21 protein-coding genes are annotated in these 21997 nt (G+C 63.4%); 15 read left to right on the forward strand and 6 right to left on the reverse strand.

Annotated features, from left to right (window positions below; genetic code table 11):
- Nucleotides 1–30 precede the first annotated feature (30 nt).
- The 4 genes from ACUXVH_RS01135 to aspA form a co-directional block, all read right to left on the reverse strand.
- Complete coding sequence (locus tag ACUXVH_RS01135; RefSeq protein WP_065365015.1) at nucleotides 31–678, reverse strand: YcxB family protein; 648 nt, start codon at nucleotides 676–678, stop codon at nucleotides 31–33.
- Nucleotides 679–776: 98 nt separating this feature from the next.
- Nucleotides 777–1502 carry a hypothetical protein gene (locus tag ACUXVH_RS01140; RefSeq protein ID WP_445493666.1) on the reverse strand — a complete coding sequence of 242 codons (726 nt, stop codon included), beginning with the start codon at nucleotides 1500–1502 and terminating at the stop codon, nucleotides 777–779.
- 203 nt (nucleotides 1503–1705) lie between these two features.
- Complete coding sequence (locus ACUXVH_RS01145; RefSeq protein ID WP_346625174.1) at nucleotides 1706–2062, reverse strand: DUF6124 family protein; 357 nt, start codon at nucleotides 2060–2062, stop codon at nucleotides 1706–1708.
- 704 nt (nucleotides 2063–2766) lie between these two features.
- Nucleotides 2767–4191 carry an aspartate ammonia-lyase gene (gene aspA, locus ACUXVH_RS01150; RefSeq protein WP_041120431.1) on the reverse strand — a complete coding sequence of 475 codons (1425 nt, stop codon included), beginning with the start codon at nucleotides 4189–4191 and terminating at the stop codon, nucleotides 2767–2769.
- A gap of 181 nt (nucleotides 4192–4372) precedes the next feature.
- On the opposite strand from aspA, the gene ACUXVH_RS01155 reads away from it, so the two are divergent.
- From ACUXVH_RS01155 to ACUXVH_RS01175, 5 genes are all read left to right on the forward strand, one after another.
- Nucleotides 4373–5287, forward strand: a complete 915-nt coding sequence (locus ACUXVH_RS01155; RefSeq protein WP_011064292.1) for a LysR substrate-binding domain-containing protein — start codon at nucleotides 4373–4375, stop codon at nucleotides 5285–5287.
- Nucleotides 5288–5595: 308 nt separating this feature from the next.
- Nucleotides 5596–6087, forward strand: coding sequence for a 5-(carboxyamino)imidazole ribonucleotide mutase (gene purE, locus ACUXVH_RS01160; RefSeq protein WP_011064291.1), 492 nt, complete (start codon nucleotides 5596–5598; stop codon nucleotides 6085–6087).
- 11 nt (nucleotides 6088–6098) lie between these two features.
- Complete coding sequence (locus ACUXVH_RS01165) at nucleotides 6099–7181, forward strand: 5-(carboxyamino)imidazole ribonucleotide synthase (protein WP_077934962.1); 1083 nt, start codon at nucleotides 6099–6101, stop codon at nucleotides 7179–7181.
- Between the two features lie 107 nt (nucleotides 7182–7288).
- Nucleotides 7289–7534: a GlsB/YeaQ/YmgE family stress response membrane protein gene (locus tag ACUXVH_RS01170; protein ID WP_011064289.1), complete on the forward strand. Its 246-nt coding sequence runs from the start codon at nucleotides 7289–7291 to the stop codon at nucleotides 7532–7534.
- A gap of 137 nt (nucleotides 7535–7671) precedes the next feature.
- On the forward strand, nucleotides 7672–8208 hold the full coding sequence (locus ACUXVH_RS01175) for a DUF3299 domain-containing protein (protein WP_011064288.1): 537 nt from the start codon (nucleotides 7672–7674) through the stop codon (nucleotides 8206–8208).
- A gap of 104 nt (nucleotides 8209–8312) precedes the next feature.
- On the opposite strand, the gene ACUXVH_RS01180 is transcribed toward ACUXVH_RS01175, so the two are convergent.
- Nucleotides 8313–9212: a D-hexose-6-phosphate mutarotase gene (locus tag ACUXVH_RS01180; RefSeq protein ID WP_220223447.1), complete on the reverse strand. Its 900-nt coding sequence runs from the start codon at nucleotides 9210–9212 to the stop codon at nucleotides 8313–8315.
- 58 nt (nucleotides 9213–9270) lie between these two features.
- Nucleotides 9271–9675 (reverse strand): acyl-CoA thioesterase, encoded by a 405-nt coding sequence (locus ACUXVH_RS01185; protein WP_003229628.1) that lies wholly within the window; start codon nucleotides 9673–9675, stop codon nucleotides 9271–9273.
- A 394-nt stretch (nucleotides 9676–10069) separates the two neighbouring features.
- Here ACUXVH_RS01185 and ACUXVH_RS01190 point away from each other — a divergent pair, with 394 nt between their 5' ends.
- The 10 genes from ACUXVH_RS01190 to ACUXVH_RS01235 all read left to right on the forward strand — a co-directional run bounded on the left by ACUXVH_RS01190 (nucleotide 10070) and on the right by ACUXVH_RS01235 (nucleotide 21989).
- Nucleotides 10070–11368, forward strand: a complete 1299-nt coding sequence (locus tag ACUXVH_RS01190; protein ID WP_019094638.1) for an MFS transporter — start codon at nucleotides 10070–10072, stop codon at nucleotides 11366–11368.
- Nucleotides 11369–11608: 240 nt separating this feature from the next.
- Nucleotides 11609–12592, forward strand: a complete 984-nt coding sequence (locus tag ACUXVH_RS01195) for a phosphate ABC transporter substrate-binding protein PstS (protein ID WP_011064285.1) — start codon at nucleotides 11609–11611, stop codon at nucleotides 12590–12592.
- A gap of 488 nt (nucleotides 12593–13080) precedes the next feature.
- Nucleotides 13081–15114, forward strand: coding sequence for an ABC transporter permease subunit (locus ACUXVH_RS01200; protein ID WP_169892551.1), 2034 nt, complete (start codon nucleotides 13081–13083; stop codon nucleotides 15112–15114).
- A gap of 15 nt (nucleotides 15115–15129) precedes the next feature.
- Nucleotides 15130–16800, forward strand: a complete 1671-nt coding sequence (gene pstA / locus ACUXVH_RS01205) for a phosphate ABC transporter permease PstA (RefSeq protein WP_011064283.1) — start codon at nucleotides 15130–15132, stop codon at nucleotides 16798–16800.
- Nucleotides 16801–16985: 185 nt separating this feature from the next.
- Nucleotides 16986–17819, forward strand: coding sequence for a phosphate ABC transporter ATP-binding protein PstB (gene pstB / locus ACUXVH_RS01210; protein WP_011064282.1), 834 nt, complete (start codon nucleotides 16986–16988; stop codon nucleotides 17817–17819).
- A 121-nt stretch (nucleotides 17820–17940) separates the two neighbouring features.
- Entirely contained in the window at nucleotides 17941–18702 is a 762-nt protein-coding gene (gene phoU / locus ACUXVH_RS01215) for a phosphate signaling complex protein PhoU (RefSeq protein WP_011064281.1), read from the forward strand.
- 166 nt (nucleotides 18703–18868) lie between these two features.
- Complete coding sequence (locus ACUXVH_RS01220; protein WP_019093932.1) at nucleotides 18869–19828, forward strand: response regulator; 960 nt, start codon at nucleotides 18869–18871, stop codon at nucleotides 19826–19828.
- A 560-nt stretch (nucleotides 19829–20388) separates the two neighbouring features.
- Nucleotides 20389–20724: a type II toxin-antitoxin system RelE/ParE family toxin gene (locus ACUXVH_RS01225; RefSeq protein WP_019093931.1), complete on the forward strand. Its 336-nt coding sequence runs from the start codon at nucleotides 20389–20391 to the stop codon at nucleotides 20722–20724.
- Nucleotides 20717–21031, forward strand: a complete 315-nt coding sequence (locus ACUXVH_RS01230) for a helix-turn-helix domain-containing protein (RefSeq protein WP_011064278.1) — start codon at nucleotides 20717–20719, stop codon at nucleotides 21029–21031. Before ACUXVH_RS01225 ends, ACUXVH_RS01230 begins: the two co-directional genes overlap by 8 nt.
- A gap of 61 nt (nucleotides 21032–21092) precedes the next feature.
- Complete coding sequence (locus ACUXVH_RS01235) at nucleotides 21093–21989, forward strand: peptidoglycan DD-metalloendopeptidase family protein (protein ID WP_065365020.1); 897 nt, start codon at nucleotides 21093–21095, stop codon at nucleotides 21987–21989.
- Nucleotides 21990–21997 lie beyond the last annotated feature (8 nt).

A 21997-nucleotide genomic window follows, 5' to 3' on the forward strand; every position in this document is an offset into this window, starting at 1 on the left:
GGGCGTCGGGGCTGGCGTTGAGAGAGGCGGTTAGTGCGCTGGCAGTGCCGCCGGGCATTGGCTCAGGAAGGCTTGCAGCCCCTGCTGGTAGGCCTCGGTGGGCATCAGGTCAGTGTGTTTGGCGATGAAGCAGGCCACGCCTTGACGCTCCATATCGGCGTCCGCCACGAGGTAGAAGTCGGGAATTTCCTGCACGCTTGCGATCTGCTTCCAGGCCAGGCTGCTCTGACCTCCGCGGGTGTTGAGCAGGGTGAAGCCCTGGTCGTCGAAGTTCAGGCAATAGGTGCCTTCGACGGCCCGCAAGCGGGTTTCGATCAGGCGCTGACTCAACCCGCGCAACGGCGCTTGGGGCTTGATCGGGGTGGCGGCAATCCGGGCTTGCAGGTGCTTGATCCAGCGCCCGGAAAAGCGCCACCACAGGGGGATGAAGATCAGGGCGAACGCCACCATGGCGATGACCTTCTCCGGGGTGAAGTTGCGCTCGGGGAAATAGATCGACAGGCAGCCGCCGATCAGGCACAGGGTGAACATCACGGGACCGATAAAGCGGCTTTGCCACCGGGCAAATGTGCTCATGGCCCGGACATGCTGCTGATCATCCTTGAGCAATTCCTGCTTCAGCGGTTCGGCAATCCAGGCTTCGGTGTGGGCGGGGGTGATGCGGTAGTGCAATTCCATGGGGGCTGAATCCGAGGTCCGTGTTCGGTGAGGGCGGCAGTCTACCGGCTTCTGGGGTGTGTTGAGCAGCGGCGTGTGCGCCAACGCCAAGCGGCTGTTCAGGCTGGAAACTGCTCCAGATGTTGCTCCACCCACTGGTACAGGCGCTCGTCCAGCTGCGGCCGCTGCTGGTTGAAGTGGTCCTGGCAGCGGTTGAAGAACGGGTCCTGGTTGATGCGCATGGCCAGATCGATGGAGTTTTCGCTCTCGGCTAGGGCGTCCCGCAGTTGCTGTTGGCGCTGATCGGCCTGTTCCAGAGTGTCCGCCAGGGTGTCGAGTTGCAGGTGGCGCAATTGGGCAATGGCCTGGGGCAGGTGAAAGTGCAGGGCGCTGTCGAAACCTTCCCAGCCCTCATAGGCCAGCCATTCGTGCAGGATCATGAAGCTGCGTGGGGCCGGGGCCAGTTGCTCCAGTCGCTGGAAATTCAGCCAGTACTGGCGCGGCACCTGCTCGGCGGTTTCGATGGCCTGGGCAATCAGGTCCAGGGCCTGGCCCTTGTCCCGGTGATGCTTGCGCAGGATGCGCTGGGTCAGGGTGAAGCGCGCTTCTTCTATAGCGTGCAGGGCGCGGTTCAGGTCGTAACCGGCGTTGAGCAAGTGTTCTCGTGCTTGCTCGGGTGGCAGGCCGGATTTGTCTACCAGCACCTGCAACAGCTCGGCTTTGTAGAGCTCGGCGGCTTGCTGCGGATTATTGGCGCAGCGGGCGAGCAGGGCCTGGGCATGGCGCAGGCCGATGGGGATCAGTTTGCGTAGCTGTTGCAGGGCTTGGGTGTGCGTCGGGTCCATCGACTGCGGTGCCTCGGGGATGGCGGATGTTTGGGAGGAGCGATTATCCACCTTGGGCGATGGATTGTGCTGGTTTAAAACAAGGGACCCATGACGTTCGCAAGACCTGTAGGAGCCGGCTTGCCGGCGAAGGCGTCGGCCGGGATGCCGGTGAAGGCAGGGCAGGCCTCTTCGCTGGCAAGCCAGCTCCTACGGGGCGGTGTTTAGGCGGGGCCGGGGCGGGCGCCGTCGAGCAGGGCGTCCACCACGGCGCGGGCCATTTCCACGGAATGCACCATGGACCAGATCAGCCCACGCTCGATGCCGCTGGCCCGTTCGGTGATTTCATCGGACACCTCTTCGGCGCACTTGAGCAGCAAGGAAACGTGCATCAGCGCGTCTTCGGCATTCACCTGGGGCTGTACGGCGAACAGCGGGTGGCCCTGGGCGTCGCGCAGGCCGAAGGGGCGATGGCGGGTGCCGTGCAAGGCGGCCAGCAGGTTGGCGTTGGCGCGGTCCAGCTCCGGGTCGCGGCGCGGATGAGCGGTGGGCAAGGGTGGATCGGGGACGAGCTTTTTCATGAGACTGGTTCCTTTAGCAATTTAAGAAACCGCCGGATCTCACTTCCACATGAGAGGGTGGCAGCCGTGCGCAGGTGTGGAAGACCGGGCTAAAGGAACCGGCGCACCCGAGGGTGCCCTACGCACAGCCGCCATAAATCGAGTTCACCCTAGCCGCATCGGCAAGGGTGTTCGAATGAGACGACTGCACGTCCTTTATCCCAGACTTCCACATCCGGGCCGCTGATTTGGCAGCGGCACCGGGAGACTGCCTGATCGTTCGAAGGGGTACAAGGCGCTCAAAGGCGTGGGGGATTCTCTCGGATTTGCCCTACAAAACAAAGCGAAACGGCTCCAGCGCTGGGCGGCATTCCCTGATCAATCGGCTAATGGGCAGGGGGTGATAGGGGCTTTGTTGAGTGTACGAGTGGGGTAGGCCAGCCAGAGTGTGCTGGCAGGTTTTGCGGCCCCTGCGGTGCCGTTCGCAGCCTCGCGGGCTCGGCAGCGGCTACAAATGAGGTCGCGGGCGCAGTTCAGGTGGGGTGGTGTAGCCGCTGCCGCAGGCTGCGATCGGCCGCGAAGCGGGCGCGGCGATTTCAAAGGCAGGAGAAAAAACCGCAGGCAAAAAAAAGGGCCTGGAGACGAAGCTCCAAGCCCTCAAAAGGTGAGAGGTGTCTAGTCCCTCAACCTGGTGAGCGGTGTTGCGTGTTTCGGTGTTGCGCCGGTTACGCCTTCAGCGGAACCAGACGCGGGGCAATCATGTTTTCCGGACGCAGGATGTCGTCGAGCATGGCGTCGTCCAGCAGGCCTTCTTCGCGCACCAGTTCCAGTACGCCACGGCCACTTTCCAGGGCGATGCGGGCGATACGGGTGGCGTTTTCATAGCCGATGTACGGGTTCAGCGCGGTGACCAGGCCGATGGAGTGCTCCACCAGTTCGCGGCAACGGGTTTCGTTGGCGGTGATGCCGGTGATGCAGTGCTCGCGCAGCATGTCCATGGCGCGTTGCAGCAGGCGGATCGAGTCGAAGATCTTGAAGGCGATCAGCGGCTCCATCACGTTCAGTTGCAGCTGGCCGCCTTCGGCCGCGATGGTCAGGGCCAGGTCGTTGCCGATGATCTGGAACGCCACTTGGTTGACCGCTTCCGGGATGACCGGGTTGACCTTGCCGGGCATGATCGAGCTGCCGGGCTGACGCGCTGGCAGGTTGATTTCGTTGATGCCGGTGCGTGGGCCGCTGGACAGCAGGCGCAGGTCGTTGCAGATCTTCGACAGCTTGACCGCGGTGCGCTTGAGCATGCCGGAGAACAGCACGAAGGCGCCCATGTCGGAGGTGGCTTCGATCAGGTCGGCCGCCGGTACCAGCGGCTGGCCGCTGATGGTGGCCAGGCGTTGTACGGCCAGGTGCTGGTAGCGCGGGTCGGCGTTGATGCCGGTACCGATGGCGGTGCCGCCCAGGTTGACTTCGGTCAGCACTTCCGGCGCCAGGGTCTTCAGGCGAGCCAGGTCTTCACCCAGGGTGGTGGCGAAGGCGTGGAATTCCTGGCCGAGGGTCATCGGCACGGCGTCTTGCAGCTGGGTACGGCCCATCTTCAGGACGTGGCTGAATTCCTGGCCCTTGGCGGCGAACGCCTGGATCAGGCTGTCGAGGCTGGCCAGCAGCGCGTCGTGACCCAGCAGCAGACCCAGGCGGATCGCGGTCGGGTAGGCGTCGTTGGTGGACTGCGCCATGTTCACGTCGTTATTCGGGTGCAGGTACTGGTATTCGCCCTTGCTGTGGCCCATGGCCTCCAGCGCGATGTTGGCGATGACTTCGTTGGCATTCATGTTGGTCGAAGTGCCAGCGCCGCCTTGAATCATGTCCACCACGAACTCTTCGTGGAAGTCGCCGCGGATCAGGCGGGCACAGGCCTCGCTGATGGCTGCATGCTTGGCTTCGCTCAGATGACCCAGTTCGCGGTTGGCGTCAGCAGCTGCCTGCTTGACCATTGCCAGGGCCACGACCAGTTTTGGGTAGTGCGAAATCGGAACGCCGGAGAGGCGGAAGTTGTTCACCGCTCGCAGGGTCTGGATGCCGTAATACGCTTGAGCCGGTACTTCGAGTACGCCAAGCAGGTCTTTTTCTGTGCGGAAAGATGCAGCGGAGGACATGACGGAGATCATCTCGGTAGGGACCCGGTCTGTGCCGGGAACGCTGCGAATCCTAGGCCGAAGGGATTTTTTGGGCCAATGCTGTTAAACACTGGGCTATGCATATTCGGCATAATGCCGGTGTGACGCCGGGTTGCCGGCGAGCGTGTGACCTAAAATGGTGCGTGTCCGGGAGGACGTGATGAATCTGGAAAGCAAATGGCTCGAGGACTTCAGTGCCCTGGCCGCCACCCGCAGCTTTTCCCAGGCTGCCGAGCGACGTTTCGTGACCCAGCCGGCCTTCAGCCGGCGGATCCGCAGCCTGGAAGCGGCCCTGGGCCTGACCCTGGTCAACCGCTCGCGCACGCCGGTGGAGCTGACGGCAGCGGGGCAGTTGTTCCTGGTGACCGCGCGCACCGTGGTCGAACAGCTCGGCGAGGTGGTGCGTCACCTGCACCACCTGGAAGGCGGGCAGGGCGAGGTGATGCAGGTGGCGGCTGCCCACTCCCTGGCGCTGGGCTTCTTCCCGCGCTGGATCGCCCAACTGCGCAACGAAGGGCTGAACATCGCCACGCGGCTGGTGGCCACCAACGTCGGTGATGCGGTGCACGCCCTGCGCGAAGGCGGTTGCGACCTGATGCTGGCCTTCTATGACCCGGACGCGGCCTTGCAGATGGACTCGGAAATCTTCCCCTCGCTGCACCTGGGGCACACCGAGATGCTCCCGGTGTGTGCCGCCGATGCCCAGGGCAAGCCGCTGTTCGACCTGGAAGGCGAGGCCAGCGTGCCGTTGCTGGCGTACAGCGCCGGGGCTTTCCTCGGGCGTTCGGTGAACCTGCTGCTGCGCCAGCGCAACCTGCGTTTCACCACCGTCTATGAAACCGCCATGGCCGACAGCCTCAAGAGCATGGCCCTGGAAGGCCTGGGCATTGCCTGGGTGCCGCAACTGAGCGTGCGCGCCGAGCTGGCCCGGGGCGAGCTGGTGGTCTGCGGCGGGGCGCAATGGCATGTGCCGCTGGAGATTCGCCTGTACCGCTGCGCCCTGGTGCGCAAGGCCAACGTACGCTTGCTCTGGCGCAAGCTGGAAGGCGCTGCCGCACAAGCCGCGGCCACGTAGGAGCCGGCTTGCCGGCGAAAGCGTCGGCCGGGAGGGTGGTGATTGCAGGGCTGGCCTCTTCGCTGGCAAGCCAGCGCCTGCGAGGGGGGGCGGGATTGACCTTGGAGTCAATAAAACCGGGGTTTTGCGCCGGAAATACTTTGTTTTGCAGATGGTCGGCGAAAGTGCGTTTAACGCGCCTTTTTCGGTATACTGCGCGGCCTTCGGCCGGTTCGCCTGGCCATAATTCGTACAATTTAAGCCACGCATTTCGCGTGGCTTGTTGTTTTTGACGCGCCTGCGGGCGCCCAGAGAGAAGAGGCACGACGATGAGTGCACTGGTTGGCGTGATCATGGGCTCCAAGTCCGATTGGTCCACCCTTAGCCACACCGCCGATATGCTGGAAAAGCTCGGCATCCCTTACGAGGTGAAGGTGGTTTCCGCACACCGCACCCCGGACCTGCTGTTCCAGTACGCCGATGAGGCTGAGGCGCGAGGCATCGAGGTGATCATCGCCGGTGCCGGCGGCGCGGCGCACCTGCCGGGCATGTGCGCGGCCAAGACCCACCTGCCGGTGCTGGGCGTGCCGGTGCAGTCGTCGATGCTCTCGGGTGTGGATTCGCTGCTGTCCATCGTGCAGATGCCGGCCGGCATCCCCGTGGCCACCCTGGCCATCGGCAAGGCGGGCGCGATCAACGCGGCCCTGCTCTCGGCGAGCATCCTGGGCGCCAAGCACCCGCAGTTCCATGCGGTGCTGAAAAAATTCCGTGCTGAACAGACAGACAGCGTCCTGGACAATCCAGACCCGCGCGTCGCCTGAGGTTGTTGACGATGAAGATCGGTGTAATCGGTGGCGGCCAGTTGGGCCGCATGTTGGCCCTGGCGGGGACTCCGCTGGGAATGAACTTCGCTTTCCTCGACCCGGCGCCGGATGCCTGTGCCGCCCCTCTGGGCGAACACCTGCGGGCCGACTACGGCGACCAGGACCACCTGCGCCAGCTGGCCGATGAAGTGGACCTGGTGACCTTCGAATTCGAGAGCGTGCCGGCGGAAACCGTGGCCTTCCTCTCGCAGTTCGTGCCGGTCTACCCGAGCGCCGAAGCCCTGCGCATCGCCCGCGATCGCTGGTTCGAGAAGAGCATGTTCAAGGACCTGGGGATTCCTACTCCGGAGTTCGCCGACATCCAGTCCCAGGCGGATCTCGACGCCGCCGTGGCGCGCATCGGCCTGCCGGCCGTGCTCAAGACCCGCACCCTGGGTTACGACGGCAAGGGCCAGAAGGTCCTGCGCAGCGCCGCCGACGTCGAAGGCACCTTCGCCGAACTGGGCAGCGTGCCTTGCCTGCTGGAAGGCTTCGTGCCCTTCACCGGTGAAGTCTCGCTGATCGCCGTGCGCGCCCGTGACGGTGAAACCCGTTTCTACCCGCTGGTGCACAACACTCACGACAGCGGCATCCTGCGCCTGTCGGTGGCCAGTAGCGACCACCCGTTGCAGGCCCTGGCCGAGGACTACTCCAGCCGCGTGCTCAAGCAGTTGGATTACGTGGGCGTAATGGCTTTCGAGTTCTTCGAAGTGGACGGCGGCCTCAAGGCCAACGAGATCGCTCCGCGGGTGCACAACTCCGGGCACTGGACCACCGAAGGCGCCGAGTGCAGCCAGTTCGAAAACCACCTGCGGGCGGTGGCCGGCCTGCCCCTGGGCTCCACGGCCAAGGTCGGTGAGAGCGCCATGATCAACTTCATCGGCGAAGTGCCGCCGGTGGACAAGGTCATCGCCATCGACGACTGCCACCTGCATCACTACGGCAAGGCCTTCAAGGTCGGGCGCAAGGTCGGCCACGCCAACCTGCGCTGCGCCGATCAGGCGACCCTGCAAGCGCAAATCCTCAAGGTGCAAGCGCTGATCGCCGAGTAACAAATCCTCCGGCTGGCGGGAACCTTCGTTTCCCGCCGTTCTCTGATAGCAGGATGCCAAAGTGCTGGCTAGGCTTTGGCTTGATCCCCCCTTACAGAGGAACAGCCATGGGCATTATTGGAACCATTTTCATCGGCTTGATCGTTGGTCTGCTGGCGCGCTTCCTCAAACCGGGAGACGACAGCATGGGCTGGATCATGACCATCCTGCTGGGTATCGGCGGTTCGCTGGCGGCCACTTATGGCGGCCAGGCGCTGGGTATCTACCAGGCTGGCCAGGGCGCCGGTTTCATCGGTGCACTGGTGGGCGCGATCGTCCTGCTGGTGATCTACGGCTTCGTCAAGAAGAGCTGAACCACGCTACAAGCCCCCTCTGCCGTCCGCGCGGAGGGGAGCCTTTTTCTTCATCGGAAACTTCAACGCATCTGACGGTCTGGGTACTAGAATGCCCGGGTTTTCCCGTCCTTCCCTTTTGACCGAGCCACCCTCACATGCGCCGTCTTCTATTGACCTTTGTTCTGCTGGGCTGCGGCCTGGCCCAGGCTGGCGAATTGCCGGAAACCGATTGGCTGGAGCTGATGCCCAAGTCGGACCAGAAGGCCCTGGAGCAGATGCCGGAAATCGACCACAACTCCCCGGAAGCCAATGGCACCTTCACCGAAAAGGGCGGCCTGAAGCAGAGCAAGGGGTTGCCGGCGGTGATGTATTCCACCAAGACCGTGCCGGCCATGAATGACAAGCAGATCCGCATCGGCGGTTATCCGGTGCCGCTGGAAGCCGATGCCAAGGGGCGCAGCACGTTGTTCTTCCTGGTGCCGTACCCGGGCGCCTGCATCCACGTGCCGCCACCGCCACCCAACCAGCTGGTGCTGGTGCGCTTTCCCAAGGGCTTGAAGCTGGACGACATCTACACGCCGCTGTGGGTGACCGGCACCCTGAAGATCGAAAAGGTCAGCAACGACCTGGCCGATGCCGCCTATGCCCTGGATGCGGCGAAGGTGCGGGTGGTCAAGGAATCGGATCTCTGAAGCGGCGCATTTGAACGCCGCTGAACGGTAGGAGCCGGCTTGCCGGCGAACGCGGTCTTGAGGGCCTCTCCGCTGGCAAGCCAGCTCCTACGGGGCAGGTGGAGTCAGAGCGGGGCGGCGCTGATGCTGACGCTCAGGGTGTGGCTGGCGCCCGGGGCCAGGGTGACGATGTCGTCCATCACGTTGGCGGTCTCGATGCACAGCATGCGCTGCCAGCCGTCGTCGGCCATGTCGCTGAATTGGGCGGCGCGGTCGATCCAGGGGTTCCAGATCACCGCGGTGCGCGAGCCTTCGCTGCTCAGGCGGATCCGCCGTTGCCAGTCCGGGTCGACGATCTCCAGCTGCGGCGGGGCGTTCAGGTAGATGCGGTCGGTCTCGCCGGTAAAGTGCAGGCTGCCGCTCTGGACCTTGGTCTTCCAGTCTTCCAGGGTCTCGATGTAGCTCAGCCCGTCCACGCCTTCGACCTGCACCTGGCGCACATCGCTGACCGCGAAGTAGCTGTGCAGCGCCTGGCTGATGCTCACGCTTTCAGTGCCCAGGTTGTGGCTGCTGAGGCTGATGTGCAGTTGCTGGTCGAGGCGGATGCTCAGGCGCGGTTCCACTTGATGGGGCCAGCCGGGAAAACCACCCGCGGGGCAGGGCAGGCGCAGCTCCACCAGCAGGCTGTCGCCCTGGCTTTCGATGCCCAGCAGTTCCCAGTCGGTGGCCCGCACCAGGCCGTGGGCCGGCGCCGGGTCAGTGCCTTGGCGCATGGCCTGCACCGCCTGCGGGTTGCGGGCAAAGTTGCCGAACCAGGGCCAGCACACCGGCACCCCGGCGCGGATGCTCTTGCCGCGCTTGAACACGGCCTCGTCGTTGAGCCAGATCAGCGGCTGTTGCCCGGCCACTTGATAACTGAGGATGTGCGCGCCCTGCTGGGCCACCAGCAGTTCGGCGTCACCGTGGCGGATGCGCCAGCAGTTCAGTTCATCCAGTTTTACCGTTTCGACCTGGGGCGTAGGCATGCTGCTGTTCTCGTTCGCAAGGTGTGGGCTGCTATGGACCGCAGAACGGTCATCAGGTTTAGCGCGCGCGCGGCGGAACCGAGCGGGTGCGGCCACTGCCATCGATGGCGACGAATACGAACACCGCCTCGGTGACCTTGCGCCATTCGCTGGACAGCGGGTCGTCGCTCCACACTTCCACCATCATCTGGATCGAGCTGCGGCCGATCTCCAGGGTCTGGGTGTAGAAGGACAGCTGCGCGCCCACCGCCACCGGCACCAGGAACGCCATGCGGTCGATGGCCACCGTGGCCACCCGGCCGCCGGCCACGCGGCTGGCCATGGCGGTGCCCGCCAGGTCCATCTGCGCGACCAGCCAGCCGCCGAAAATATCGCCAAAGCCGTTGGTTTCACGGGGCAGTGCGGTGATTTGCAAGGCCAGGTCGCCTTGCGGGATTGGATCTTCTTGTTCGAGTTCTATCATGCCGGGGGGCCTCTGACCCGTGACGCTTCATGGGTACTTCAGGTGAATAGCCGTCTTCAGGAAAAACGATTCAGCCCGAACATACTACGTTCGTCACGTTCTTTCTAAGGCGTGCTAAAGGGAAACTCTGCGAAATCGACTGGCGCTGGCCAGGGCCAGGGGCGCGCAGCAGCGTTTTCGCACAGCAACCCTTGCCAGAAGCGGCTTTGCGCTTCGAGGTCTGCGAGTATATCGGTCGATAGACTCCGCGACGACCCGTCCAGTTCGCAAATTTGTGAGTCATTTGTGCGCCGCTGTGTACGCATTCGAACAATTTGCTATCGTGCCGAACCTGCCAGGCCCCAACCAGCGCTGTTGCGGCTTCCAGAACCGACTAATAAGAGAAGCCCTTGCCATGACCACTGTGCCCTCGAGCGCCGCGCAGCCTGCGCAACCCGCCCGTCCGCTGACCCGTAGTGACTACAAGACATTGTCCCTGTCTGCCCTGGGCGGGGCGCTGGAGTTCTACGACTTCATCATCTTCGTGTTCTTTGCCACCGTGGTCGGCAAGCTGTTCTTCCCGGCGGACATGCCCGAGTGGCTGCGCCTGATGCAGACCTTCGGGATCTTCGCGGCCGGTTACCTGGCGCGGCCCCTGGGCGGGATCGTCATGGCCCACTTTGGCGACCTGCTGGGGCGCAAGAAGATGTTCACCCTGAGCATCTTCATGATGGCGGTGCCGACCCTGATCATGGGCCTGTTGCCGACCTACGCGCAGATCGGCATGTGGGCGCCGATCCTGCTGTTGCTGATGCGGGTGATCCAGGGGGCGGCCATCGGTGGTGAAGTGCCCGGGGCCTGGGTGTTCGTTTCCGAACACGTGCCCCAGCGGCATATCGGCTATGCCTGCGGCACCCTGACCTCGGGCCTGACTGCCGGGATTCTCCTGGGGTCGCTGGTGGCCACTGCGATCAACAGCATCTATACCCCGGTGGAAGTGGCGGATTACGCCTGGCGGATCCCGTTCCTGCTGGGTGGGGTGTTCGGCCTGTTCTCGGTGTACCTGCGCCGCCTGCTCCACGAAACCCCGGTGTTCGCCGAACTGCAACTGCGCAAGGCTCTGGCCGAAGAACTGCCGCTGCGCACGGTGCTGCGCGATCACCGCGGGGCGATCGTGATTTCCATGCTGCTGACCTGGCTGCTGTCCGCCGGGATCATCGTGGTGATCCTGATGACCCCCACCGTGCTGCAGACCGTCTATAAATTCCCGGCCATCACCGCCCTGGAGGCCAACAGCCTGGCCATTATCTTCCTGAGCCTGGGCTGCGTGGCCTCGGGTGCCCTGGCGGACCGATTCGGTGCGGGCAAGGTATTCGTGTTCGGCAGCGCCTTGTTGCTGGTCACTTCCTGGACCTTCTATCACGGCCTGCTGGACAACCCGCAGTGGCTGTTCCCGCTGTATGCCCTGACCGGCCTGTTCGTCGGCACCATCGGTGCGGTGCCTTATGTGATGGTCAAGGCGTTCCCGGCGGTGGTGCGCTTCAGCGGCCTGTCGTTTTCCTACAACCTGGCGTACGCGATCTTCGGTGGCCTGACGCCGATGGTGGTGACCTGGCTGCTCAAGGAAAGCCCCATGGGCCCGGCCTATTATGTTGCAATTATTTGCGGCATCGGCCTGCTGGTGGGGTTGTACCTGTGGGCCAAGGGCCGCTGACCACCACCCTGTAGCCGCTGCGCAGGCCCTGCTGTGCGCTGAAGGGCGCCGCGACCCTGCGGGTCGATCGCAGCCTGCGGCAGCGGCTACAGAGGTTTTTATCGCCGAACAAAGAAAGGCCAGCTTCCGTTCAGGAATGCTGGCCTTTCATCTAATTGTCATATTCCGGACATAGAGTGTTCACACGGCCTACAGATACTTGGCCCCGACTTAACACACCCTATCTGCTAGGAGTAAGGCATGAAACTGAAGCGTTTGATGGCGGCAATGACCTTTGTCGCCGCTGGCGTTGCGACTGCCCACGCGGTTGCCGCTGTTGACCCTGCTATCCCGAGCTACACCAAGACCACTGGTGTGTCGGGCAACCTGTCCAGCGTCGGTTCCGATACCTTGGCGAACCTGATGACCCTGTGGGCCGAGAACTACAAAAAGGAATACCCGAACGTCAACATTCAGATTCAGGCCGCCGGCTCCGCCACCGCGCCACCCGCGCTGACCGAAGGCACCTCCAACCTGGGCCCTATGAGCCGCAAGATGAAGGACACGGAACTGGCGGCCTTCGAGCAGAAGTACGGCTACAAGCCAACCGCTATCCCGGTGGCCGTGGACGCCCTGGCCGTGTTCGTGCACAAGGACAACCCGATCCAGCACCTGACCATGGAACAGGTCGACGCGATCTTCTCCTCGACTCGTCTGTGCGGCGCCAAGGAAGAAGTGAAGACCTGGGGCGACCTGGGCGTGAAAGGCGACCTGGCCAACAAGCCGGTTCAGCTGTTCGGTCGCAACTCGGTATCCGGCACCTACGGCTACTTCAAGGAAGAAGCCCTGTGCAAAGGCGACTACAAGCCTAACGTCAACGAACAGCCTGGTTCGGCGTCGGTGGTGCAATCCATCAGCTCCTCGCTGAACGGCATCGGCTACTCGGGCATCGGCTACAAGACCGCCAGCGTGAAGACCGTGGCCCTGGCCAAGAAAGGCAGCACCGACTTCATCGAAGACACCGAAGAAAACGCCCTGAACGGCAAGTACCCGCTGTCGCGCTTCCTCTACGTCTACGTCAACAAGGCCCCGAACAAGCCTCTGGCCCCGCTGGAAGCCGAGTTCGTGAAACTGGTCCTGTCCAAACAAGGCCAGGAAGTGGTCGTCAAAGACGGCTACATCCCACTGCCAGCCAAGGTGGCCGCCAAGGCACTGGCTGACCTGGGCCTGAAAGAAGGCGCATAAGCCGCCTCCGAAGGTCCGGGCTCCCCGGACCTTCTCGTTTTCGTAGGAGCTGGCCGGGCGGCGTTCCGCTTGCCAGGCAAAGCGCCCGAAATGGCGACCCAGGCTCAAGGCCGGTTCGTCGGCCTGCCGGCTCCTGCAACCTCATTTTCTGTCCGCTGCCGGCCCTGCCATGCGGCGGATTTGTTGCGTCACTGCATTGTCATCTTTCTGTCATACAGGATCGCTAGGGTGTGCGCATGAATGATCTGGCCAACTCCACCATGACTACGACTTCTCCCCCCAAGCGCATTGACTTCAATACGCCTGAACTGCAACGCAAGCGTCGCATCCGCGCGCTCAAAGACCGCCTGACCCGTTGGTACGTCCTTGTCGGCGGCCTCGCGGTACTGGGTGCTATCACCCTGATCTTCTTCTTCCTCGCCTATGTCGTCGCACCGCTGTTCCAGGGCGCCGAGCTGACCGCCAAGGACCCTCTGACTCCCGCCTGGATGCAGGACGCCGGCAAGCCGCTGATGTTCTCCCTGGAAGAGCAGAACCAGGTTGGCATGCGTGTCTCCGACAAGGGCCAGGCGCTGTTCTTCGACATCGACAGTGGCGCCGAGCTGCGCAAGGTCGACCTGCCGATCCCGGCGGGCGCCAGCGTCACCTCCATCGGCAAGGACCAGCCCGGCAACCCGCTGGTGGTGGTCGGCCTGTCCAACGGCCAGGCCCTGGTGTTCCGTCATACCTACAAGGTCAGCTACCCGGACGGCAAGAAGACCATCTCGCCGGCCATCGAGTACCCCTACGGCGAAACCCCCATCACCCTGAACGAGCAGGGCGGTGCGCTGGAGCACGTCAACCTCAATGCCACCGATTCGTCGCTGATCGTTGCCGGTTCTACCGCTTCGCAGTTGCAAGTGCTGAAGCTGACCCGCGAAGAAAACATGATGACCGGCGAGGTCACCAGCGAGCAGAGCCGCATCGAGCTGCCGCAGATGACCGAGCCGGTCAAGGCCATGTACATCGACCCGCGCCAGCAGTGGCTGTACGTGATCAACGGGCGCGCCCAGGCCGACGTCTTCAGCCTGCGGGACAAGAGCCTCAACGGTCGCTACAAACTGCTGGAAGACGCCGATACCGAAGTCACCGCCAGCACCCAGCTGGTGGGCGGCATCTCGCTGATCATCGGGACCTCCAAGGGCGGCCTGGCCCAGTGGTTCATGGCCCGCGACCCGGACGGCGAGCTGCGCCTGAAGCAGATCCGCACCTTCCAGATGGGCACTGCGCCCATTGTTGAAATCACCGCCGAAGAGCGTCGCAAGGGCTTCGTTGCCCTGGACGCCGCCGGCAAGCTCGGGGTGTTCCACAGCACCGCCCACCGCACCCTGCTGGTGGACCAGGTGGTAGACGGCCAGGGCCTGTTCGGCCTGTCGCCACGGGCCAACCGGGTGATCGTCGAGGCTGGCGGCAAGCTGCAGCCCCTGGTGCTCGACAACCCGCACCCGGAAGTGTCCTGGAGTGCGCTGTGGAGCAAGGTCTGGTACGAGAACTACGACGAGCCTAAATACGTCTGGCAATCCACCGCGGCCAACACCGATTTCGAACCCAAGCTGAGCCTCTCGCCCCTGACCTTCGGTACCCTGAAGGCGGCGTTCTACGCCATGCTGCTGGCGGCGCCATTGGCGGTGGCGGCGGCGATCTACACCGCCTACTTCATGGCCCCGGGCATGCGCCGCAAGGTCAAGCCGGTGATCGAGCTGATGGAAGCGATGCCGACGGTGATCCTCGGTTTCTTCGCCGGCCTGTTCCTCGCGCCCTATGTCGAAGGCCACTTGCCGGGCATCTTCAGCCTGCTGCTCCTGCTGCCGATCGGCATCCTGGTGGCCGGTTTCGCCTGGAGCCGCCTGCCCGAGTCGCTGCGCCTGAAAGTGCCGGACGGCTGGGAAAGCGCGATCCTGATCCCGGTGATCATTTTCGTCGGCTTCCTCTCGCTGTACATGAGCCCGTTCATGGAGAACTGGTTCTTCGGGGGCGACATGCGCATGTGGATCTCCCACGACCTGGGGATCACCTACGACCAGCGCAACGCCCTGGTAGTGGGCCTGGCCATGGGCTTTGCGGTGATCCCGAACATCTACTCGATCGCCGAAGACGCCGTGTTCAGCGTGCCGCGGGGCCTGACCCTGGGCTCCCTGGCCCTGGGCGCCACGCCGTGGCAGACCATGACGCGGGTGGTGATCCTCACCGCCAGCCCGGGGATCTTCTCGGCGCTGATGATCGGCATGGGCCGCGCCGTGGGCGAGACCATGATCGTGCTGATGGCCACCGGCAACACCCCGGTCATGGAAATGAACCTGTTCGAAGGCCTGCGCACCCTGGCCGCCAACGTCGCGGTGGAAATGCCCGAATCGGAAGTCGGCGGCAGCCACTACCGCGTGCTGTTCCTCTCGGCGCTGGTGCTGCTGCTGTTCACCTTCGTCATGAACACCCTCGCCGAGCTGATCCGTCAGCGTCTGCGCAAGAAATACTCGTCGCTTTAAGAAAGGTAGAAGTCTGTGAAACAGAACTCCCTAAAAGACTGGTTCAAGAGCGGCGCCCCCGGCGTCTGGATCAGCGGTGGCGCGGTGTCCATCGCGGTCATCATGACCATCGGCCTGCTGGCGGTGATCGCCGTGCGTGGCCTCGGCCACTTCTGGCCAGCCGACCTGGTGCACGCCAACTACGACGTTCCGGGCCAGGCCAACCACCTGGTCATCGGTGAAGTGGTGCAGAAGGAAGAAGTGCCCCGGGCGCGCCTGAAGAGTGCCGGCCTGCCGGTGCCCGACCAGGGCCCGGAGTTCATGACCCGCGAGCTGATCAAGGTCGGCAACCGTGACCTGAACGGCAACGACTTCACCTGGATCGTCGGCGAGTGGCTGACCAACCAGAGCTACCCCAAAGAGCTGATGGCCATCGAGCGCCGTGAGTGGGGCAACTTCTACGGCTACCTGGTCAACGTCAAGGAAAGCGGCAAGGTGATCGCCGAAGGCGAAGCCGCCTGGCCCGAGCTGCAAGCGCGGATCGACCGGGTGAACAAGCTGGCCGCCCAGCTCAAGACCCTGGAGAAATCCGACATCGGCGCCATCAACGCCGGCCTGGAACGCATCCGCCTGCACGGCCGCAAGCTGGAGCTGGACGGCAAGCTGGATGCCGCGGCCCAGGCCGACATGGATGCCGAGCGCGCCGAACTCAATGCCCGCTACCAGGACATCGAGGCGCGCCTGAGCGACCTGCACGCCCAGTTCAACCGCGACAGCCTGACCGCCCGTGATGCCAACGGCAAGGAAGTGGAGATCGGCCTGGGCAAGGTGGTACACGCCTACCAGCCGAACGCCATGGGCACTTTTACCAAGATCGGTTTCTACTTCAGCAAGGTCTGGGAGTTCCTCAGCGATGACCCGCGCGAAGCCAACACCGAGGGCGGTATTTTCCCGGCCATTTTCGGCACCGTGATGATGACCCTGATCATGGCCATGATCGTCACCCCGTTCGGCGTGCTGGCAGCGGTCTACCTGCGTGAATATGCCAAGCAGAACACCTTGACCCGGGTGATCCGCATTGCGGTGAACAACCTGGCGGGGGTTCCGGCCATCGTCTACGGTGTGTTCGGCCTGGGCTTCTTCGTCTACGTGCTGGGTGGTTCCGTGGACCGTCTGTTCTTCCCTGAAGCCCTGCCGGCGCCGACCTTCGGCACCCCGGGCCTGCTCTGGGCATCCCTGACCCTGGCGCTGCTGGCGGTGCCAGTGGTGATCGTGGCCACCGAAGAAGGCCTGGCGCGGATTCCCCGCACCGTGCGCGAAGGTTCCCTGGCCCTGGGTGCGACCAAGGCCGAGACCCTGTGGAAGATCGTTCTGCCCATGGCCAGCCCGGCGATGATGACCGGGATGATCCTCGCGGTCGCCCGCGCTGCCGGTGAAGTGGCGCCGCTGATGCTGGTGGGTGTGGTGAAGCTGGCGCCGTCGCTGCCGCTGGACGGCAACTACCCGTACCTGCACCTGGACCAGAAGATCATGCACCTGGGCTTCCACATCTACGACGTCGGCTTCCAGAGCCCCAACGTCGAGGCGGCGCGGCCGCTGGTGTACGCCACCGCGCTGCTGCTGGTGCTGGTGATCGCCACCCTGAACCTGTCGGCGGTGTGGATCCGTAACCACCTGCGTGAAAAATACAAGGCACTGGACAGCTGATCGGCTGGCTTGTGTGGACGCTGGCTTGCGTAGGAGCTGGCTTGCCAGCGAAGGCGTCCGCAAGGGCGACACAAGGCCTGCAGGCCTCTTCGCCGGCAAGCCGGCTCCTACAAACAGAATGATGTCGCCGCTGGCCTGATGCCTGCGGTTCACGACAAACGAATTGGTAGCACAGGGAGCATCCCATGCAACACGAAGCACACACTCATGGCATCAACATGTCCGCCCTGGGCCGCGACAAGCAGAGCCTGAGCCTGGAACAGGAAACCGTGGCCATCGAAGTGCCCGGCCTGAGCCTGTACTACGGCGAGAAACAGGCGCTGTTCGACGTCAGCATGAACATCCCCAAGCAGCGCGTGACCGCCTTCATCGGCCCGTCCGGTTGCGGCAAGTCGACCCTGCTGCGGACCTTCAACCGCATGAACGACCTGGTGGACGGCTGCCGCGTAGAGGGTGCGATCAACCTCTACGGCAACAACATCTATCGCAAGGGCGAAGACGTGGCCGAGCTGCGTCGCCGGGTCGGCATGGTGTTCCAGAAGCCCAACCCGTTCCCCAAGACCATCTATGAAAACGTGGTCTACGGCCTGCGCATCCAGGGCATCAACAAGAAGCGCGTGCTCGACGAAGCTGTGGAATGGGCCCTCAAGGGCGCGGCGCTGTGGGACGAGGTCAAGGACCGCCTGCATGATTCGGCCCTGGGCCTGTCCGGCGGCCAGCAGCAGCGTCTGGTGATCGCCCGGACCATCGCCGTGGAGCCGGAAGTGCTGCTGCTGGACGAACCCTGCTCGGCCCTGGACCCGATCTCGACCCTGAAGGTCGAGGAGCTGATCTATGAGCTCAAGTCCAAGTTCACCATCGTCATCGTGACCCACAACATGCAGCAGGCTGCGCGGGTTTCCGACTACACCGCCTTCATGTACATGGGCAAACTGGTGGAGTTCGGCGATACCGACACGCTGTTCACCAACCCGGCGAAGAAGCAGACCGAAGACTACATTACCGGGCGCTATGGCTAGAAAGCAGCTGCCAGCCGCAGGTTTCACGCGGCGCAACAGAGGCGGTGCGCGACATCCGGATCACTATTTAACTGCTTGAAGCTTGCGGCTTGAAGCTTGCAACTTTCGCGGAGCGAACACGATGATTTCGAAGGAAGGCTTAACCCATCACATCTCCCAGCAGTTCAATGCCGAGCTGGAAGAAGTACGCAGCCACCTCCTGGCCATGGGCGGGCTGGTGGAGAAGCAAGTCAATGACGCGGTCACAGCGCTGATCGAGGCCGACTCCGGCCTGGCCCAGCAGGTGCGCGAGATCGACGACCAGATCAACCAGATGGAACGCAATATCGACGAGGAATGCCTGCGCATTCTCGCCCGTCGCCAGCCGGCGGCCTCGGACCTGCGTTTGATCATCAGCATCTCCAAGTCGGTGATCGACCTGGAGCGCATCGGCGACGAAGCCACCAAGATCGCCCGCCGGGCCATCCAGCTCTGCGAAGAGGGCGAGGCCCCGCGTGGCTACGTGGAAGTGCGGCATATCGGCGACCAGGTGCGCAACATGGTGCGCGATGCCCTGGACGCCTTTGCCCGCTTCGATGCCGACCTGGCACTTTCGGTGGCCCAGTACGACAAGATCATCGACCGCGAATACAAGACCGCGCTGCGTGAGCTGGCCACCTACATGATGGAAGACCCACGCTCTATCTCGCGGGTTCTGAGCATTATCTGGGTGCTGCGCTCGCTGGAGCGGATCGGCGACCACGCGCGCAACATTTCCGAGCTGGTGATTTATCTGGTGCGCGGCACCGATGTTCGTCACCTTGGGCTCAAGCGCATGAAGCAGGAAGTTGAAGGTACCAGTGGCGAATCCGCTAATGTTCCGGATGAAACTGACGATAAGTAAGAGTGCCCGAGAAGAGCGCCCGGCCTTTTGGCCGGGCGTTTTTGTTTGTGCTCCTGGAAATTGAAAAGCAGCACCCGCGAACGAAAAGTCCCGGCGTGACTGAAGAGTTTTGGCAAAGTGCCATCAGCCAGCGTTATGCTTGCCGGGATTTTTAAAGGGGTGGTCGATGAGTAAGGTAAGTGTGTTGGTGGTGGATGACGCTTCGTTCATTCGTGACCTGGTGAAGAAGTGCCTGCGCAACTACTTCCCTGGCATCAAGATCGAAGACGCGATCAATGGCAAGAAGGCCCAGGCGATGCTCGCCCGTGAAGCCTTCGACCTGGTCCTTTGCGACTGGGAAATGCCGGAAATGTCCGGCCTTGAGCTGCTGACCTGGTGCCGCGAGCAAGATGCGCTGAAGGCCATGCCGTTCATCATGGTCACCAGCCGGGGCGACAAGGAAAACGTGGTGCAGGCGATCCAGGCCGGGGTTTCCGGTTATGTGAGCAAGCCTTTTACCAACGAACAGCTGCTGACCAAGGTCAAGCAGGCGCTGAACAAGGTCGGCAAGCTCGACACCTTGATGAACAGCGCGCCGACCAAGATGAACTCGGCCTTTGGCAACGACTCCCTGAGCGCCCTGACTGGCGGCAAGCCGGCGGTGGTGGGGGCGGCTTCCGCTCCGGTCAATCCGTTCGCCAAACCGGCGGCTGCCGCCCCGGCTCCAGCTCCAGCGGCAGCAGCGCCGGCCCGCGGTTTGCTCAACAGCCCTCCGGTCAAGGCCCCGGCGCCTGCGGCAGCGGCCGGTGGTGGTCGTGGCCAGGGCCAGCTGCGGCTGTCCAGCGGCAACCAACAGTGTGTGATCAAGGCCCTGAGCATCAAGGAAGCCTTGCTGGTAGTGAAGCGCACCGACAGCCTGCCCCAGGTGCTGGAGAGCGCGGTGCTGGACCTGGAGCAGGGCGACAACGCCGAAGTGGCGCGGCTCAATGGCTACCTGCATGCGGTGGTGGCCTTTGAACCCAAGCCGGACAGCGAGTGGCTGCAGTTGACTTTCCGCTTCGTGGACCAGGATGCCCAGAAGCTCGACTACATCTCCCGCCTGATCGCCCGCGGCACCGCCCAGAAGCACTTCGTTCCAGGCGCCTGATCCTTGCCGGCCGCCTCGCTGTAGGAGCTGGCTTGCCAGCGATTGTGCCCGCAAGGGCAGCACAAGGCTTGATGGCCTCTTCGCCGGCAAGCCGGCTCCTACGGTGGCAGGTGCGTAAGCCGCGAGAACACCCTCTTGCTGTGTAGGAGCTGGCTTGCCAGCGAAGGCGCCCGCAAGGGCAGCACAAGGCTTGAAGGCCTCTTTGCCGGCAAGCCGGTTCCTGCGGTGATGGGAGGCAGCGGAAATCTGCTGAAAACACTTTCCCACTGCGGGCTTTTGCCGGCCGCCGAGGTGGGCTGCTGCGTCATCCCGCTATCGAGCGAGCAACTCGCAACATAGGCCGTAACCCTCAAGCCACAAGGCGTGCTCCGCCCCCCTCGGTACTTTCCGCCGTACGTCAGATTAATTTTTTTGCGCTTGATTTATATCTGTTTGGATATAGATTTCAGGTGGCGCTCTTTATTGCTCACCCCTTGCGGCCATGCCTTGAAACAACCCGGCGCGACCGGTCCTGGCCGTGTTGATTAGCCTTGTTCCTGGTCATTAACAGGAGAGGTTCGATGCCCAGGCACAAGGATGTGGTGTTTGTCGGGAGCGCGCTGCGGGATCTCAGGGCGTTCCCTGAAGATGCCCGTCGGGCCGCCGGTTTCCAGCTGGATCTGCTGCAGCAGGGTGAACAGCCCTACGATTGCAGGTCGGTGAAAACCATTGGCCCGGGCGTTTTCGAGATCAGGATCCATGAGGATTCAGGGGCGTTTCGGTTGTTCCATGTGGTCCGGCGGGCCGCGGCCATTTATGTGTTGCACGCGGTGCGCAAGACCACCCGCAAGACCGAGGCGCGGGATATAGAGCTGGCTCGTGCCAGATATCAGGAAACAGGTTCACGCCATGACTGACCAACCGATCAACCAGCGCTTTGCCAGTGTCTGGGATGCCCTTGAAGCCACTCCCCAGGAGGCCGCCAACATGCGCCTGCGGGCCAAGCTGATGCTGGAACTGGGCAAGACCGTGCAGGCCTGGGGGGTGTCGCAGAAGGAGGCGGCCAGGCGCCTCAATATCACCCAGCCCCGGCTCAACGATGTGCTCAGCGGCAAGATCAACAAGTTCTCCCTCGATGCGCTGGTCAACCTCTGCGAGGCGGCGCAACTGGGGGTGGACATCCACTTCGACGCTGGCGGCATTGAACCCCTGGCGCCCGCCTGATTCATACAAGCTCCATATCAGGCTGCTAGCGTGATTCCACCCTCTGCCAAGAAGCTGCCGAATGTTTGTGCGCCTGCTGTTTTTCTGTGGATTGTCTTTAGCCGCCACGTCGCTGGCGGCGATGACTGTGTACAAGTCCATCGACGCCAATGGCGTGGTCTCCTACAGCGACCGGCCTTCGCCGGGGGCCCAGGAGTTCGTGTTCCGCGACCGCATGGTGGAGCACCTTGAGCGCCAGGTGCGCCTGGATATCCAGAAGCACAGGGGGGTGGATGCGGTGTATGTGCGCAATGACCTGTATGCCCCGGTGGAAGTGGAGTTGAGCTTTGCCGGGTTGAACAATGTCAGCGGCGCTCCGGGGCAGCCGATCCGCCAGGTGCTGCCGGCCCGCAGCAGGCAGCGCCTGGCGCTGCTCACGGCGATTCGCGCCGACCAGCCTCTGAGCTATGCCCCCAGGTTCCGTTATTCCCTGGGGGATCCGGCAGGCGCCACCCAGGCCTATCGCTACCCGCTGCCCTGGCGTGGCGGGCCGTTTCGCCTGACCCAGGGCGCCAATGGCCAATACAGCCATTTCAGCCCCAAGAGCCGCTATGCGATGGATATCGCCATGCCGGTGGGGACGCCGATCATTGCCGCCCGGGGCGGGGTGGTGGTGAAGACCGAAAACGCCCAGAACGGGCGGGGCAATAACCCGGCGGGCAATTTCGTCCGGGTGCTGCACGACGACGGCACCATGGGCGTGTACCTGCACCTCAAGCAGGGTTCGGTCAGCGTGCGGGAGGGCCAGCGAGTGGCGGTGGGCAGCGCCCTGGGACTGTCGGGCAACACCGGCAACAGCAGTGGGCCGCACCTGCATTTCGTGGTGCAGCGCAATACCGGGTTGGGGCTGGTGTCGATTCCCTATCAGTTCAACCAGCCCCTGGGGGAGCTGCCGAATTTTGCCCTGGGCAACCAATAACCTGCCCG

Source organism: Pseudomonas sp. 8(2025) (genome assembly GCF_052665325.1).